General features: G+C 56.0%; 6 protein-coding genes. 5 read left to right on the forward strand and 1 reads right to left on the reverse strand.

Annotation, left to right across the window (positions count from 1 at the left end; translation table 11 throughout):
* Nucleotides 1-360: 360 nt before the first annotated feature.
* Both PMI18_RS01475 and PMI18_RS01470 read left to right on the forward strand, forming a co-directional pair.
* Nucleotides 361-7,443: a TcdA/TcdB pore-forming domain-containing protein gene (locus tag PMI18_RS01475; RefSeq protein ID WP_007907403.1), complete on the forward strand. Its 7,083-nt coding sequence runs from the start codon at nt 361-363 to the stop codon at nt 7,441-7,443.
* Between the two features lie 134 nt (nt 7,444-7,577).
* The gene (locus PMI18_RS01470) at nt 7,578-14,594 is read left to right on the forward strand and encodes a TcdA/TcdB pore-forming domain-containing protein (RefSeq protein WP_007907404.1); all 7,017 of its coding nucleotides are present in this window, start codon (nt 7,578-7,580) and stop codon (nt 14,592-14,594) included.
* 69 nt (nt 14,595-14,663) lie between these two features.
* Here PMI18_RS01470 and PMI18_RS01465 read toward each other — a convergent pair whose 3' ends face one another.
* Nucleotides 14,664-15,275: a MarC family protein gene (locus PMI18_RS01465; RefSeq protein WP_007907405.1), complete on the reverse strand. Its 612-nt coding sequence runs from the start codon at nt 15,273-15,275 to the stop codon at nt 14,664-14,666.
* Between the two features lie 289 nt (nt 15,276-15,564).
* Here PMI18_RS01465 and PMI18_RS01460 point away from each other — a divergent pair, with 289 nt between their 5' ends.
* From PMI18_RS01460 to PMI18_RS01450, 3 genes are all read left to right on the forward strand, one after another.
* Nucleotides 15,565-16,236 carry a hypothetical protein gene (locus PMI18_RS01460; RefSeq protein ID WP_007907406.1) on the forward strand — a complete coding sequence of 224 codons (672 nt, stop codon included), beginning with the start codon at nt 15,565-15,567 and terminating at the stop codon, nt 16,234-16,236.
* A 173-nt stretch (nt 16,237-16,409) separates the two neighbouring features.
* Complete coding sequence (locus PMI18_RS01455) at nt 16,410-17,216, forward strand: hypothetical protein (protein WP_007907408.1); 807 nt, start codon at nt 16,410-16,412, stop codon at nt 17,214-17,216.
* Between the two features lie 56 nt (nt 17,217-17,272).
* Nucleotides 17,273-17,968, forward strand: coding sequence for a hypothetical protein (locus PMI18_RS01450; protein WP_007907410.1), 696 nt, complete (start codon nt 17,273-17,275; stop codon nt 17,966-17,968).
* Nucleotides 17,969-18,000: the final 32 nt, after the last annotated feature.

The raw sequence follows: 18,000 nt of genomic DNA on the forward strand, positions 1-18,000 counted from the left end.
GCGGTTGTTATAAGGTCGGGGCTATAAAGGGTTTCCGGGGTTCTGACTTGTGCGTCATGGGTAAACGAATAAAAGTGCATAAATCTGTAACGCGGAATGTAGTGTTTGTTTTGTAATTAATTGAATTCCTTATTGCTTGAGTTGCATCGGGCGGCGGGGTAATTTTAATTGGGATTTGTTGGTGTTAGTTGGTTGTTTAGGAGTTGTGCGGCGCTTTAGTGATGGCTGGCACTTGGTCGGACAGCTACACTTTTTTGTTCTGTTTAAATCAGGTAAAGGCCCGAGTGGTTGCACTTGAGACGTCATCATTGTCTAGAGTCGAACCCGGCTGTTTGTACACAATAAATGGAAGTGTTGTTTATGAGTGAATCTAAGTTTTCGTTTGCGGGTGGCTACGTCAATTTTGTGGATTTGTTCAAACGGGTGGATCTTGAACAGGCATTAATATCGCACAAGGGCACTGATCAATATGATGCGGTGTTTCGCTATTACTTGGGTTGTATCGATTCGCTGGGTTCTCCACAACTGTTGGAGCCGTTAGGACTGCTAAAGCAAGCATTGGGGGCTTTGGAGGGAGGTAGCCGCCGGCGCCGTGCGGCAGAGTCGGCGCCACCTTTGAGTGGTGGTGCCGAGGCTGATGATTTGGCGCAAATCTACAACAAAGTAGAGGGATTCGAAGCGCGTCTGCACAACAGCCTTGAGCAACTGAAGACTTCTGCCACCGAAGTGCCGAAAAATCTGCATTTTGTCTGGCTGGGGGGCGGCGTCGGGGCGATTCAGCGTGACTACATCAATATTTGGAAGCAGGTGATGGCCGCAGAGGGCTATCACCTCAATCTCTGGTACGACAGCGACGCGCTGCTGGCCTATGAAACCAACCGGGTCATTGTCGAAGCCGCCAAGGCCGACGCCATGCTCAATGGCGGGCAAACCAGTACTGACGCGATTGAGCTGGGCGACAGCTATGAAGAACGCGCCATCGTTCTGAAGCAGCAAATGCATGCACACATTACGCAGGCCGTGGAAAACGGCGGCAGCGCCGATGACGCCAGAATCGATTTACTGGTTCGAGCCTACGGCCAGGATGAGGTGCGACTGAGCACCCTGAGGAGCGATAACCGGCTCAGCTTCTCGGCATTGGCCGGGGGTGGTCTGGCACTACGCGATCTTGCCATTGGTGAGGCACCGCTGCATTTGCAGGATATCTACAAGCGCGAGATCAGCCTGCGGGGCAATTTTGCGGCGGCCTCTGACATCGTGCGCGCCGAGGCTTTGGTCGCCGAGGGCGGCAGTTATACCGATGTCGATAACCTGCCACCGTTGTTGGAAAAACTGGGTGAGGTAGACATCCGTGCGTTCAAGACAGACGCGCGCCTGGGCGTGCTCCAGTTGATGCTTGATCGCAATCCTGAATGGATGCCTGGCCGTCAGGCATTGCGCAGTCGATACACCAACTACTTCGAACAGATCCCATTGGAGCATCGCGAGGCACTCGAGCATTTCGCCAGCAGCCAACCCGAGCTAAGTCGTGTTTTTCGTCCCCCGGTGGAGCGTTTGGTTCAACCGGACGGGCTGCGAGCTGTCGCCGTACAAAATAGCTTGAGCAACGCTTTCCTGATGGCCCATCCCGGGTCAGCGATGCTCAAAGCCGTACTCGAGCGTTACAGGCTCAATTATGAAATCGTCGATGCCACGGCCCACTTGGCCGATGAGCAAAACATTGCCCTCACCGATGCCGAGGCCATGAGCGGCCTTGCGCTGCAGGCCGCGACGCAGGTTTTCGGTGCTCTGCATGAGCTGTCGCCGGAAGAAGAACTGGCAGCGTCTTTTCTGGTTCAGGCTGCTGCCACCTACTACAGCGACGGCATCCGCCCCCAGAGCGAGGTGACAATCTACCTGACCGGGCCTGCTGCCCTGCGCGAGGGTATGGCGGATTACGAAAGGATGCATTTTACGCCTCAAATCGCTAGAGAGTGGCGTGCGGAGGTTGCCATCCCGGCCATCGCCACGGTCAACGGGGCTACCGAGGAGGAGCTGGATCACTCCTGGAAAGAGAACGAAAGTGACACCGGGCAATGGCTGGACAACGAGAAAAAACGCTGGCAAGAAGGGCGGTTCAAAGCCCGTTACGCGGGTGATCTGGCGCAGTTGCTCAAATACCGGACCCTCGACTTCGAGGAAGGCTGGCCGGTGATCGAGGGACGCCATGTGCTGTCCACCGACCTGTTGCAACATCTGGCCGATGAGCTGGGCGAGCCGTTCATGCGGATGATGAATCGTGGCCACAACGGTGCGGTGACCTTCGACAAGGCCATACCACTAAGCTTTGATGAGCGTCAGTTGATCCTCGCTCAAAGCGACGCTGCGCTGCCGCCTGCATCGTTGAGCGATCCGCAGACGCAACAGCTGTCGCTCGATACACTCCTGAGCGGACTCGCCAAGGGCTCTGTCGAAGTCGCTCGGTTGAGCCCCATGCAGCGTCTGCTGCTCGGTGCCTTGACCGGTGCGCAAGCATTGGATAATCGCAGCTTCGACGCGGTTCGCCCGCAGCTGGATAACCTGGCCAACAGCTTCGGCGAACCAGGGACGTCGGGCCGCTACGCGACGATCGAACACGCACTGTATCAACGCCAGGTTCCGGCGTTTCTGGCTGGGCTTGCCAGCCCTCTCGATCATCCGCCAGCGCTTTCCGAGACCGCCCTGGGGCTGAAGAAAAACGCGTTGGAGCAACCTTTGACGTTGCGCCAGTGGGGCCAGCAGGTCGCCCGAATCCAGCAGGTAGCGAAACTTGAATACCGTGACCAGATTGTTGAGCACCTCGGTGTAGTTCTGGACGGTTTTGAAGCGGGCACCGTCAAGCTGGTACCGCAGGATTTACTGCTACAGGGCGCTGGTGACAGGGTGGGTGGGCGTTGTTATCCACTGGCACTGGTAATGGCGGCTGCCTTGTCAGAGGGGAAGGCTGCGGCCAACATTCTGCGCGAGCGATTCTATCTGGGGGTTATCGAGCCTGAGGGGAACGATTCAGCGATTTTTCTGCACAGCCTGGAGGCGTTGCGCGGTGTGCAGATCAGCGAGGTGGGCAACGCGCTGGCGCGTTCGGATCTGAATCAGGTCGTGGACATTCTGCAAGCCAGAACTGCGACCAGTACGCTGATGCTCAACTCCGATAATCACGCCATGCTGGTGGCCAAAACCATCGAGGGCGAACGCAGCACTTATCACTTCTACGATCCGAATTTTGGCGTATTCGAGTTCGAACATCCGACCCTGTTCAGGCAGGCGTTGGAACAGTTCTTCCTCCGGCAGGGGATGGCCAGGCATTACGCGGCCTATGGCGATGCGGCGCGTCCGACCTTCGATCTGATCGAACTGGAGGGCACGCGGGTGTCGGGAGTGGCATTGCCTGGGGCAACTCCGGTCTCGAAACTGCTGCAACCCGGCACGTTGGCGGGACAGTCGCAACGCCCGGTCAGGCAGCGTCTGGCCAGTGCCCGTGGACAATCATTGATGAGTAACCCTCGCCTGGGCAGTTGTCTGCTGGCGCTGGACAGTCATTGGTGGGCGCAACAGATCGCGCAAGTGACGACCCGCCTCCGGCAGCAGAATCAACTGGCACCACAGCTTGTACCGCTGTTCGAAACCCTGGAGATCACGCCGGACGGGATGTACCGGATGAGCCTGATCGATCCTGCAAACCCTGAGCATGTGGTACGAGTCATCACCGAGGACCATCGACTCTTACGCATTAAAAATTACCTCTCGGAACGTTTTTCAGCCTTGGCCAACAAATCGTCCGCCCCGGGCGATCCTGTCGATCCCACCGATGTTGGTAGCGTCCACACCCTGAACGCCGGCTTCGCCATACAAGCGCTGATGAACGCATTGAGAGGGCAGGAAGGGCCTGACCGGCCGCTGACCCTGGCTGTCCGGTTACACGCCTATGTCAATTACGCGCAATTGGTGCATGGCAACGTGGTCGATGTAGCGGGTCTGGTAAGCCTGGTTCGGCAGGCACTGGTTGAAGAGAAACTGATCGCCCATACCGTCGCGCCAGTGGTCAGAGCGGCTGTGGGGCCGAGCGTAGGCGAAGCGACAGGGGGACTGTTGCAGCTGGCGAATGTCGGGTTCGACATCTACCAGTTGGCGACTGCGCAAAGCGATGTCGAACGTGCCCGGTTCGGGACGCAACTGACTTTCGACTCGGCCAGTCTGGTGTTGTCGGTGGGCGCTTATGCTGTCGGCGTCACAACCGCTGGGGCGTTTCTGGGCGGGGCAGCGGTGATTCTGGCAGGGTTGGCGGTGGGGGTGGCGGCACTGGCTCAGGGTTTTGCTGTCATTGCCGAAGAAGCCAAACAGGTCGGGCTGTTTTTCGATGAAATCGAGAAGGCCCATCGTCAAGGCTATCGATTCGACAGTGCTTTGGCCGCGTGGGTACCCCGCTCATCGCTGATCGTCCAGACGCTGGATCTGGCCGCCGGCAAACTGCTGCTCGACAGCCCCAAGCTGTACCCGCTGCGCGACCATTTTGGGGTGCCGACCTTTGATGGCGATTACGAACGGGCGATCAATATTCGTCGAGAACTGAATCTGCCTAGCCAGATAAAATTCACTCCGCACACCGGGCAGGTCATTGTGCTGCCCTGCACACCGCAAACCTGTTATGGCTATGAGTACAAGGCGCTGCCCTTCGCTACGCTGCGCCATGAAACCGGGTTCGACACGGCCCGACGCCTGGAAAAAAGGAAAGCGGATGGCGGCCGTCTGTTTCTGTTTTCCTTCTATTCATTTCCCAGCGAGTACATCCTTTATCGCCTGTTCCCGGTCTATCGACCAACAGTGATCAATGTGCTGCTCGATGCCGTCGAGCGCTCACTGGTGGTGCCTGTTCTGCCCCCGATCTGGCACGGAAAAGTCACCTATCAGATCCGGGGAGCCGGCAAGCAATGCGCGTTGGTGCTCAATCCTGGGGTGAGCCTGACACTCGAGTCAGCCAGCGGCACCTCGCGATGGGTGCTGGAGGCGTCTTGGGCCAGTGAGCAAGACGTTGTTCTGGGGGGGGCGGCAGGCCTGCAGATCGGCACCGTCAAGGTGGAGTTCACAGGCAGAGGTCTTCACGACGTCCTGATCCGGATCGCCAACAATCAGCTGTTCCAGCTTGCGCGCGCAAAACAGCAGATGAGCCTCGTTGAGCAGGATGTGCCATTGGGCATGGATCGGCAGGCATTGCAGGAGCATTTCAAGGTTCTGGCTCGAGAACATCGTTTGGTGATGCCGTATACGCCGGTTCACCACTATCTGATTCCGTTCGAGAAACCGGACGAGCCCCGGTACACGACGGCCTGGTACGACGCGAAGGAGGATCGTTTCCTGTACATCCGTAGCGAGGAGGTAGGGGCCGCCGATGAAGCACTGCTGGGGACGGTGGCAAGCGGCTACGCCTATTTCTACGAACCGCAGAATTACGAAATATGGCAAGTCGACGCGGTAACCGGGCTGCTCAGTCACCGTTATCGGTTGCTGCTCAAAAACACGGCAGCCATCATCACGAGCGTCGAGGCAGATGCGCAGGGGGTGATTCACGTCGTACAGGAAATCGCTCGCGAGAATCAGAGCAGCGATGTACTGGTCTACGTGATCCATGACGGGCAACTGCTGCTGAGTTCGGTCACCCGTGACATGGATCCGGCGCTGGAATCGGTTTTCAGTGCCAGCGACACACTGGCCGACTGGTCGCAGGTACTGGGCAGCTATTACACCTTTACGCCTGTCACTGCCGAGGCCTTTGTCACTGTCGACTGGCAGCCGGCGCCCTTTGTTTCGGTCTGCTGGAAGTTCGACGCGAACACACGGGACATGGCCTGGGTTCGTCACAGTGACCACCTGATCATCCGTCCCTCTCCATGGCTTCATCGTGGGCGCGGCTGGGCCGATTCGATCAAGAACATGACTGATCTGACATTGCTCACACCGGCGGACGGCAGCGATGTGTTTGTCATCTACGACAGGCTCAAGCAGCAGCTGTGCCGCAAGCAGCGCACCCTGGTGGCGGGCAAAGGGCATTGGTCCCATACGTGGGAACAGCCCAGGGAGCTGGAGAATGTCGTGGCTGTCGAAGGTGGGTACCTGGCGCTGGCGTCGCAGGGGCTGTTCTTCAACCTGACGCCCCAGGGTTATCTGGAGCTGGGCGGTCTTGGCGAGTCGTGGTTCAAGGATCGGATGCACTGGTGGTCCGCATTGGAACCGCTTGCCCGGCAACACGCGGTCGAGCGTTTTGCCCTGGTCGGCCTGAGCAACTTCAGCGGCGACGCGAGGTTGTGCGCCTGGTACGTCGGCAATCGATTGTTGCTGGCTGATCTGGGCCATGGAAAAGAAGTGCGCCTGCTCAGCATTACCCCTGATAGCGAGGCGGCCTGGTTATTCGATGTTTCGAACGGCGAAGTCTATCGTCAGGCGTTCTTCGCCCCGCAGAGGCTGGAGCCTGCGTTCGGCCAAGGCTCGCGATTGCTGATGGCCGACGCGCTACCCGCCGCCGAGCGTGAATGGGCGCCCTGGCAGTTTGCCGAGGTGACGGTTGAGGGCGCCGGACTGCGAGGTACCACACTTGAAGGCGTGGTGTTCGAGCTACGTTATCAAGAGCCGGCATTGATCACCGGCGTCACCCATGAATGGGTCATGACTCAGGGGGAGCGACCGTACCAAGGCCTCAAACAATTGACGGACAGCCAACCTCATGCCGCGCTGCTGTCGGTAGAGGACGCCGGCAGTCTGATGTGGTTTGTAGTCGATACCGCACGTGTGATTCGGGTGCCAAAGGCCGCGATTCCGGAGTCCTTCGAACTGTTGGGAACGCAACAGCAAACCAACGTATTGCTTCATGAAGACAAGAATGGAATGTTGCTGACCTACCCGGACATGGGGCATGCGGGACCTCTCAGTTATGTCCGGCGTAATGCTGAAGTCATGGTTATTGAAGGCCAGATGAAAGTCGACGATGTTCTACCGTTGATGCCGGACGATGTCACGACCCTGATCCTGCGCATGGGGCAAGGTGCCGTAAGTTACCGGTTGTCGAAGGCTGCCTGGCTGAGGCTTGAGTCGGTCATTCTCGATTGCCGGCATTCGCTGGGCAATGCGCAAACGATTCCCGGCAAGTTGATCTGGGAGCTGGAAAATCCTGAAAAGCTGTTGCTGAGCATCGTTCAGGAACACCTGGTGATCATTGACCCGGACAGCGGGCACAGTGTGATCTTTCGTGAAGTGCATGCGACGGATTTCAACTTGCGCGGCGAAGTCTTGCTCGGGTTCGAAGGGCATCGACCTTATAGCGTTTCGACACTGGTGCAGAGGCTGGTCGCTCGGCAGAGCCTGCATGACAGTGCAACGCTGGGCGATCTTCTAACGGTATCGACGGCTGAGTTGGAAAACAGTCTGGTGGGTTGATCACCGGCTGTTGTCTGCGATTTAAAAAAGCGATTAGGCGATGTGCCCCTCAAGGAACTGAAGTTACTTGAGGGGTTCGCTTGTGCCTGAGTTTCAAGAGTTAATCCAATAGGGACATTATGAACAGGGACGTTATGAGTGAATTGATGCAGTTGCCCGATACCGGGCAAGGTTTTGTCACGGCTATAGGTTTATCCGGATTCTCCGGTGACCTCGGTGAGTTTGCAGGCAGTGAAGAACACGCCGCACTCAACCGGTATTATACGGCGGCGAGTGAAAGTGATCGGCTGTCTGATCAATTGGCGCCGGCAAAGTTGTTCCTGGAAACGCTTGCCTCGCTGATTCGGCAAAAAACCGGGCCGATGACCGACACGCTGCGCAAAGCCAATGCCGACACTAAAGCTTATGTGGCGAGGATCGAAAAGACGGTAGCAATACTTGCCGAAGTCCATCCGCCGGTGCCCAAAAACATGCATTTCGTCTGGGTGGGTGGCGCTCTGTTCGGGGATAACCAGCGTGACTACTTCAATATCTGGAAGCAAGTGCTGAGCAAAGACGGACATACCTTGAATCTTTGGTATGACCCTGACGCGCTGATGGCTTTTGATACCAACCGGATCATTACTCAGGCCGCCAAGGCGCATGCGATGGAGGCGGGCGGGACAGAGCTGAGCAGTGCCGCCAAACTGGTCGATTTGATCGAGAAGCGTGTAGTGGTGTTGCGCCAACAGATGTTCGAGCACATCAAGGCAGCGCAAAAACAAGGCATCAAGGCTGACGATGCCCGTATCGATTTACTGGTGAAAGCTTATGGGCAAGATCGGACGGCGCTTGAAGCGGCGAAAGCCCGATACCTTGAGAGCCACTTGGCGATGGCGGGCGAACAGGTTCGAGTGCGCGATGCACGTGCGGCATTTGGTTCGCATTTTCTATGGGACGTATACGAGCGTGAAGTGTCTTTTCGCGGGAACCTGGCCGCGGCTTCCGATGTGGTGCGACTTCAGGCGACAAGTCTGGAGGGCGGGAATTACAGCGATCTTGATTATCTGCCGTTACTCGTCGAGCAGATGGGTGAAGTAAACATCAAGGCATTCAGCTTCGAACAAAAATTGGGTGTGTTGCAGTTATTGCTGGATAAAAATCCGACGTTGATGCCAGGTCGTGACAAAAGCAGGTACAAGAGTTACGCACATCATTTACCTCCTGAACATCTAGAGGCTCTGACCCGATTTGCCGAAAGCAATCCTGAGGTCGCTGACATTTTCGCCGCGACGAAAGGGCTCACCGTTCCAGAAAGTGCTGTCCGTCTAGGGGCACCGGTAGGTACGGAAATGAACGCATTTATCATGGCCCATCCTGAGTCAGGAATGGTTGATTCGATCATGAGGCGAATTTGGAGTAATTACGACATTCTGACCAAGGTTGAGCAGGAACTAATAGCCTCTGGAAAACAATGGGATCGTAATGCGGTAATTGATATCGGAGGCAAAATTGTTGGCGCGAATAATGACCGGGTTACCCATTCGGCAGCGGGTCGCTTGGCTTATGTCTCCGCTCTAGCGGACTACCATCGCGACGGTATAGACCCACTGGCGCGAAGCACCATCTCAATGACCGGCCCCGGAGCCGCTATTTGGGGGGTTGAGGACTTTATGGATGCCCACTGCATTGCGCAAAAGGGCGCCGAGGTAAGGGAAAGGCTTCGACTTGTAGAAATCGGGTACAACCGGGCGACTGAAGAAGAGTTGATCAGTGGCTGGGTGGAAAATGTTAAAGAGCCTGAACAGTGGCTGGAGAAAGAACAGCAAAACTGGCGCGACGACAAATACAAGGCCCGATACACCGGCAATCTTGCGGAGTTGCTGAAGGGGCAGACCCTGACCTTCAAACAAGGCTGGCCGGTGATCGAAGGCAAACCCGTGTTGCTGACATCGGTGCTGCAACAGCTGCTTGAGGATCTGGGCGAACCCTTCATGCGCGCGATGAATGAAAAGTTGAGCGGTGACATCACATTCAACGATCGCTTTACCCTCGACTTTGAGACGCGACAGCAAATTCTGGCGCAACCTGCCAGCAAACTTCCTGAATCAATAGGCGCCGAGTCGCTTGGCAATATGAACGAGGCATTGGCGCGTATCGCTGGCGGCAAGTTGCCTGCTGAGCAGTTGAGCCCGCTGCACCGTGTCGTGTTTGGTGGCCTGTTCGGTGCATTCACTCTGGATCAGGAGGGGTTCGCTCCTGCCTGGAAGGAGACGGTCGCCCTGGCGGAAAGCACTCAGGATCGCGGGCTTTTCGCACGCTACGAATTGATCGAGCAGACCCTGTTCAATCGGCGACCGGCGATGTTCGAAGCCGGGCGCAATGCTTCATCCCTGTCCGGGCAGATGCCAGAAAACTCGCGAGTACTGAAGGCCCAGGCCCTTGCCGAACCGTTGAGCGTGCGGCAGTGGGGGGAGCACGTCCACAGGATCGAAACGGCGACCAGGAACGAATACCAGGCGTCGATTCTGCAGAGAGGGCATTCAGTCCGTGAAGGGTTTTTCCAGGCCGGGGCCGATGCTGTCAAACAGTTGCCGCAGGAGCTGCTGGTACGTGGGAGTGGTGATCCGGGCCGGCGTTGTTATCCCCTGGCGCTGGTCATGGCCGCAGCGCTGGAAAGTGGCAACACGGCAGAGCGGGCCTTGATCGGTAAACTGGCGATTGCCAACCTCGCGCCTGACGCCGCTCAAACCCATGCGTTGCTTCATGTTCTGGATGAGTTGCGCGGCATTCCCATGTCGCAGTTCGGCGAAAAAACGGCGGCCGTGAATCTGAGCGCGGCCATGCAGGCACTGGAAGCGAAAACCTCCACCGGCAGCTTGATGCTCAACACTGACAATCACTCGATGCTGGTGAGCAAGGTCGTGGAGCAGGGTGAGACATCTTATCGATTTTATGACCCCAATTTCGGCCTGTATGCCTTCAGGCGGGCAGAGGATTTGCTGCAAGGCATCAACAACTTTTTGCAGGATGAAGTGATTGCCAGGCTCTATGGCCTCGGCGAGATGTCGAACCTGGCTTTCGATGTGATCGATCTCAATGGTTCGAGCATTGCCGAGAAGTCTTTGCCTTCGCGGGTGACTGTCGGCGATTTACTGAGGCGCGAGCAGATGGCCGGCGGACGGTCAATCGAGCCTTGGCAGCATCACGCGGCATTACGTGCTCGTTCATTGTCGGAAAATGCCCGGCTGGGTGATGGCCTGGCTCGGCTGGACGCCCAGGGTTGGGCGCGGCAGATCGAAAGCGCCACCATTCGCTTGCAGGCAGAGCATCAGTTGAGTCGTGACTTTGTGCCGGTCTTTGAGTCATTGAAGACCGGTGCGACAGGCCTGCGTGAAATTACCCTGGTCAATGCCAGGGACGCCGGTCAGACCCGCAGAGTCGTGACCAATGACCTGCTTCTGGACACCATCAAGTCTCACCTGACAGATATTTACCAGACGCTGTCGGTTAAAGCGCCCCGCCCCGGTGTGGTTGATCCGACCGATGCGGGGGCCGTTCATACGCTCAACGCCGGATTCGCCATTCAAGCCCTGTTGTTCGCTCTGAAGGAGCGGGAGTCCTCCGAAGGTGGGACGACGGCATTGACGTCTGCGGTGCGCCTGCATGGCTACCTGTCCTATGCGCAACTGACCCATGGCCTCGTGGTGGATGTTGTGGAACTGATCAATCTGGTGCGTATCGCGTTCACCGACAGTCTATTGGTCGCCAGAACCACCTCCTCGGTGGTGATCAATGCCCTGGGGCATGTGGCCAATGAGGGGGTGGGCAATATTCTTCAACTGGCTGCGGTCGGCTTTGATATTTATCTGCTGGCCAATGCCGAGAATGAGGCTCAGATTGCCCAGTTCGCAACACAACTGGCGTTCGATTCCGCAGGCCTGGCGGCGGGGCTTGGCGGGCTTGGCGCATCCCTGCTCGGTGCCGGCACCGCGGCGGCGTTTCTGGGAGGGGCGAGTGTCATCCTGGGGGGGCTGGCGGTCGGCATCGGCGCGTTGGTCGAAGGTTTCAGCGGAATACTGGAGCGGGCCCGTCAGGTCGGCAAATATTTGAATCTGATTGAGCAGGGTTATCGCAGCGGCGGGTTTTCGCGGATTGACGATGCGCTGTGCATCAGCCCCTATGTCGTCGTTACACATCTGGACCTCGAAGCACGGCTACTGCGTTACGGCGGCATACTGAATATTTACGCGGCCATTCCCCATGCATTGCATCCGCCGCAGGGCAATCCGGATCGGTCATTGTCGATCAGCATCCGTGAGTCACTCGGCTATGCCTACGAAAGCGCGATTCCCGATGCCGCAGACTTTGATGTCGTCGTGCTCCCGTGCATGCCGCATTGCTACTTCGGATTCGACTATAAGGCATTGCCGTTTGCGACCACCCGCAAGGAGCATTTTGAAACGGCGCTGAAACTCGAGAACGACAGTGAAGGGGAGCGCCAGTTCTGGTTCAGTTTCTACAGGTTCCCGAGCGAATATGTGCTGCATCAACTGGTACCCAATTACTCGCAGACGTTGATCAGCGTGGTACTGGATCGCAGAAACCGCTTTCTCCACGTGCCGAAATTGCCAAGAGAGCTGCACAATTTCCTGTCCTACGAAATTCTGGGACGGGGAGGGCAATGCACGGTGATGCTGGCCGAAGGTGTGCGGGCGATCACGCTGACAAAGTACGATGATGCGCCGTCGATGTCCTGGGCATTGAGTGCAACCTGGCTGGCTGAGAGCGACGTGAAAATTGAAGGCGCTCATGTGCAGCTGGGCGCGATCCATGTCCATGTCCCTGACAAGTCGCCTTTGCTTGTGCAACTGGACAAGCAGTCGTATCAAGTGGACTGGGAGCACGGGGGGCTACTCATCTCCGAGATCTCGATCGGCTCGGGCGATAATGCTTCCGCTGCACAGGCGTCCCTGCGCGAGCACGCGCGTTCCCTGCGTCTGGCCGGTCGCTACACGGCTGTCCGGGATTTTCCTGTCCCCTACAGCGATCCCCTCGAGCCGGTTTACACCACGGCCCAATACGACCGCAACGAAGACCGTTTCCTGTTTGTCCGTGGCCTGGATCCGGCCTATCAGAAAGCCGCTTGCCTGGGCGCCATTGTCGACAAGTACGCATACTACTATGTCCCCGACGAAGTTCTGATCTGGCGCACGGATGTGGCCACCGGGCAGGTCAACCGGATTTACCGGTTGATGGATCCAGTGCCGGGCTCAAGGATTTCGGCCTTCCAGGAACTGGAGGGAGGGTTGATACGGATCGTTCAGAAAGTCGTGCTGCGTAACGGTCGTGACATGAAGATGACTTACCTGCTCGGCGCAAATGACCTCTCGCTGTTTTCTGTCATCGGCCCACTGACCGAGGGCCAGAAGGCATTGCTGCAACGCAAGAACACAGTCTCCCTTTCGTATTTCTTCTGGGATTACGAATTGATGGTCCACGACGAGAAACTCGCGCCTTTCGATGCAGTGAGTGTCGTGGATTATCAATGCGCCCCACTGACTTCGATCACCTATTGGCATGACGATTCTCGCAATCCCGTCAATCTCTGGTTGCGACGCGATGACGGGCTCGTGATCCGGCCGAACGTGGAAGGAGGCTCAGGCAATCTGATTTTACTTAACACCCAGGACGCCGACGGCGATACGTTCCTGTTCTTTGATCAGCTCCATCGCAGTCTCTACCGACAGCGGGTGACGGCGCAGAACGACGAGCCATCCGCGCCTGCTGCAAAGATTCTGCCTCACGAGGTGCTCGAGGTGTTTTTCCAGGAGCAGCGCCACATTGCGCTCACCCGGAACGGGATGCTGTATCAACTGAGCAGGACGGATGAGTCGCAACTGGTTGCGCTGAACAAGGATTGGCTGGCACAGGCCGCATCGGCCGCCGGTGACGGTTTTGAATGGCACACAAGCGTTGTGGCACTTGCCGAAGAGACAGCTACCGACGGTTTTGAAGTGTCCGGTGTGCAGAATGTCCCCGGCAATGCGTTCCTGCGTGTCTGGTGCCTGGAACGACGCATGCTGATTGCCGATATGAGGGCAGGTCAATCCGTACAGCTATTGGCGCAGACCCCAGACAAAAAGGCTGCATGGTTATGGGATCCGGCCTCGGGGCAGGTCTATCGTCAGCCCTTCATGGAGCCCGAAGCGTTTGCGGCGGCCTTTGCCAATGGCACGCGCCTGTTGCATCGAGATCGGTTGCCGGCAATGCAGCGGGTGGCTGCGCAATGGTCTTTCACCCGGATCGCACCCGAAGGCGCGGGATTGCGTGGCTTGACCCGAGAACATGTGTGGATCGAGCTGTTTGAAGGTGACGCACCTCGTATCGTCGGTGTGGAAAGCGATTTCTTCTTTGGTCTTGGCACCCGGCAGGCGCGGGAAAACAAGCTGCTCCAGTTGATTGCCGGCCGCTTCTGCGCGCCCGTTTTGACCGCAGGCAGATTCGATGATCTCTTTGCCTGGTATGACACAGGTGCCAAGCGCCTGTACTACTCGACCGTACAAACCAATGGGCATTGGCCTGCTTATCTGGGCGCGCGCGATGGCGAAATTGCGCTACTGCACAATACCGTCACCCGCGAGGTGTTCAGTAACAGAAACGGTGCGTGGCTGGTGCCGGACCATGATGTCTGGATGCATGCAGATACGGTGAGTCGGACGGCCCAGGTGATGACGATCCAGACCCGGGACAACATCGAGGACTTGCTGATGCTGATTCCGGACGGTGTCACCACACTGGTGCTGGGACTCGAAGGCCAGATGACATGCCAGATCTCAGAAGCCGCCTGGTTACGGCTCGACTGCCTGATTATTGACTTCCATCAGCCAGCGCCCCGACAGCGTCAATTGCTCGTGCAACTGCCGCCTATGGATCACTGGCGGATCACGTTGGCCGAGGGGCATCTGTTGCTCACCGATCCAGATGATGGGCGCAGTCTGATTTTTCGAAATGTCGAATCCGCCGGAGCTGCATCGCGGAACACGTTTAATCTGCTGATCAATGTTTCCGGCGATCAGCTGTTCGTCACCCTTGAGGAGCTGATGCTGGACCTGGAGGAGGGTGTCAGTCTTGATCTGGTGAAACTGCTGGAGAAGGCACTCGAGACGTAGTCCCGTAAGCGGACAATCTGTCTCCAAGGGTCTACGGCAGGCTGCGGGGTTGATCCCCCGCAGCCTTTTTCATGAGGCACTGGCGCCAGGTACGAGATAGCCCTTCACCCCGGTAAAAATAATCTGCGCCGCCAGTGCGCAGACAAACAATCCCATCAAGCGGCTGACGATCTGCAGGCCTTGATCGCCCAGAATCCGTTCTATCCGGCTGGACAGATAAAGCACCACGCCGACCGTGAAACTGGCCAGCGCAATACTGAGAATTGCCGTCAGCTTGTCATCCCAGTGGGGCTGGCTCACGCCCATCACCAGCAGAGCACCGATGGTACCGGGGCCGACGGTCAGCGGAATGGTCAGCGGGACGATGGTCACGTCCTGCTGCACATTGTCGGTCTGTACCGCTGACTTGCCCTGGGCCATGCCCAGTGCCGAGATGAACAGCACACTGCCGGCGCCGATGCGGAACGCGTCCACGGTGATGCCGAAAACACTGAAAATGACCCGTCCGAACAGGTACAGCAAGACGCTGGAAACCAGCGTGGCGGTTGCCACTTTCCAGGCCAGGCGTCGCTGCTCTTTGCGCGAATAGCCGCGGGTCAGGCTGATGAAGCAGGACAATACGAAGAATGGGCTGTAGAGCACCAGCATCTTCAGGTAAACGCTGAATAACACGTGGAGCATGGCAAGCTCACTGGCGAGGGAAGTCGTGGGGAGTCTATCAGGCGCTACAAGGTCTGTCGGCTCGCTCAATTCGCGCCCGTCCACGCCGTGCTGCCGGGCGTCTTTCAATTAATGCACGCCGGCATGACCGCGCGGCCACTCTTGCATCAATGAGGGCGGACATCAAATGTTGTTCTTCATCAATTGAGTGGTCTGATTTTTTCTTGTTAGTGTGTTGAGTCAAGAAGTCTTCTGTGGAAGATTGAGCATATCAAGAAGTCAAAAAATGCCAGGTAGGCAGGGGTTTTAAATGGAACATGAGTTGAAAGAAAATACCGAAACGATTGCGCCGAAAAACAGTGCCTCGGTTTTATATAACAGTTTGTTGGGTTTTAGTGGTGAGCTTTCAAAGCAGGATAAACAGTTTATAAAAAACAGTGTTAGATATGCAAAGGCCCGCGCGAGCAAAGAATACGATAGCGTCAAGCAGGCTGCTGACTGGTTCGAATATTACTCAGGAGTACTCTGGTCTATCGGTTGGGGGCTTGATCAGCCACTGGTGGAAGTAATCGACAAGAAATTTTCCGGAAGTGTCACGGAGGCGTATCTGGATGTCATGTCCAGGAAGATCGGGCGTCGTAAGGCTGCGACCCTTGCAAACGCTTTAAATCTGCTGGGACGCGACGATGTGTTGAAAGATTCCTTCGCCGCAAGAGTGAGAGAGTCCGGTGAGCTTGAGATTTTGCCCGCCGAGCTTAACCCGGATGGCTCGTTGGGAATATTCGTCAGTCATGTACGTCTTCTTAAACTTGACTGGTCTACTGGCTTTTGGAGCGTCGGACTCTCGATGGCACAACTGGATATCAGGGTGCGTGAGTTCACTATTGGGCAACGAGAGATCGAAGAAAACCGCCAGGTACTGCAGGACGCACTGGATGAGTTGGAAGATCAGGATTTTATCGATCTGATATCGGGCAACTGATCAAACTGAGCCTGCCCGGTGCCATCCACTAGGCGACTTGTGGTAGGGGTATTTGATTGTTTATGTGTTGTAATTATTTGTATGTGTTCATTGTTTGTGGTTTTTAAGTTGGCTTTGATAGTATTGGTTCTGAGCCGGGTTGGCTCATATTAATAACAAAGGAATGTTGAAGAATGAATCAAGTTACTGTTTTAAATGATGCGGAGCAGGCGGAATTAATTACTGGCCTGATCAAGCAATATCCCGCCTCTCAGGCAAAATTGCGTATGGCGGGTTTTTCGGCGAAGTCGGGGCCGAGCCTGATCGACCTGGACAATATTCAAGCGGTGGTCGATGGGCCTAATATTGTCAGTTTGTTGGAAGGGATGACTCGCCGCAACAAAAAAGTTACGCTCAATACTTATCGGTTTGCCGAGATCATGGCCACCAACAAGTACCCTGAAAAAAACCAGATGGAGGACCGATTTAAGTTTTTGGTGCAAGTTCTTACATCGTTGAAATGGACCAATGTTGTCCAGGTTTCCAAGGCGTATGAAAAGAAAACGCAAAGTCTGACCATGGCGAATGTAGTGGTCGATATTGTTGGCAGTATCGTCAAGGGCGTCGCCGGAGGAGTCGGTATCCCCGCTTTGGTTTCCGATACCCTTGGCTCTCTCAACCAGGACGAAAAAGCGCTCACCCTTTTCAATCGTTCTGTAGAGAAAGAACAGGGGCGTCGTTTTGGAATAGCCTCCGGCGTACAAGACAAGGAAGGTTACGTCAACATGGCTGTTGCGGCTGTCAATTATTCCTCGGAGCCAGGCAAAGACGGTGGCGTGCTGTTCTTTGAATGGAAAAGTTCTGAAGTCAACGTCTACCAGGACACTGCGTACATGGTCATCCATGAGGAAGATTATCCCGCGAAAAGGGAGGAGGCGGTAAACGCCTACCTGGATGAGCTGGATGAGCGAGCATTCCAGGCCATTTTAGCCGGTAAGTAACAATGGAGCCGGAGGTGTTTGCCTCCGGTTTTTTTTGAGTCCAAGAAGTAACGCTTATGTTGAATTTAAACTACGACATGTTTGTTGTTGGTGGAAGCATTTTGTTGCTGTCACATGAACTGAATCAAAGCGTACGGGATGATGTGCTCGATTCGGCTTTATATATGCAACTTGCCTCGGTGGCCAAGCCGCCTTCATTGACCGAGTATGAGCAGTGGTGGGAACTGTATCGCTCGCAACTTAATCAGTTTGGCTGGGCGCGTCTTCAGGATTTCGGCGGTTCGTTCAAACCTGATTCGAAGCAGCCGTGCCAGACGATAAGTCAAATAGTGGCATCCAAAGTCAGTCTTTATCTTTCCAGTCCATATGTCGAAGCCATTGACCGAGCGTTGGTCGAATTGTCCAGACTACCGCCACAGAGTGCGGTACGCACTCAACTGCGCCAGTATTCGGTCGCTGAGGATCAGGCCTCGAAGCTGACCAGAGTCCGATTGCAGATCGGTATTGTCCTGGCGGGTACGCGCTTAATCTGTTTGACCTTCAGTTTCGAAACCCATGAAACGCTTCCGAACTCAATCATTGAACACATCTTTCGAACAAACGATATCGTCGGGGAGATTGAGTTCAACGGGTGTATTTCGGTGCTGGATTCGACGGCCTTTGAGCTGTGGCGCAAGAGAATTGCTATGGCAGTTGCACCTGCTCGTGAGGAACTTATAAGTGCCGTGCACTCGCCAAAAACCAATGAGTAGGCAGTTGTTTTGGGTGTTCAATCCCTGATACC

Source organism: Pseudomonas sp. GM102, assembly GCF_000282555.1.
Classification (GTDB): Bacteria; Pseudomonadota; Gammaproteobacteria; order Pseudomonadales; family Pseudomonadaceae; genus Aquipseudomonas.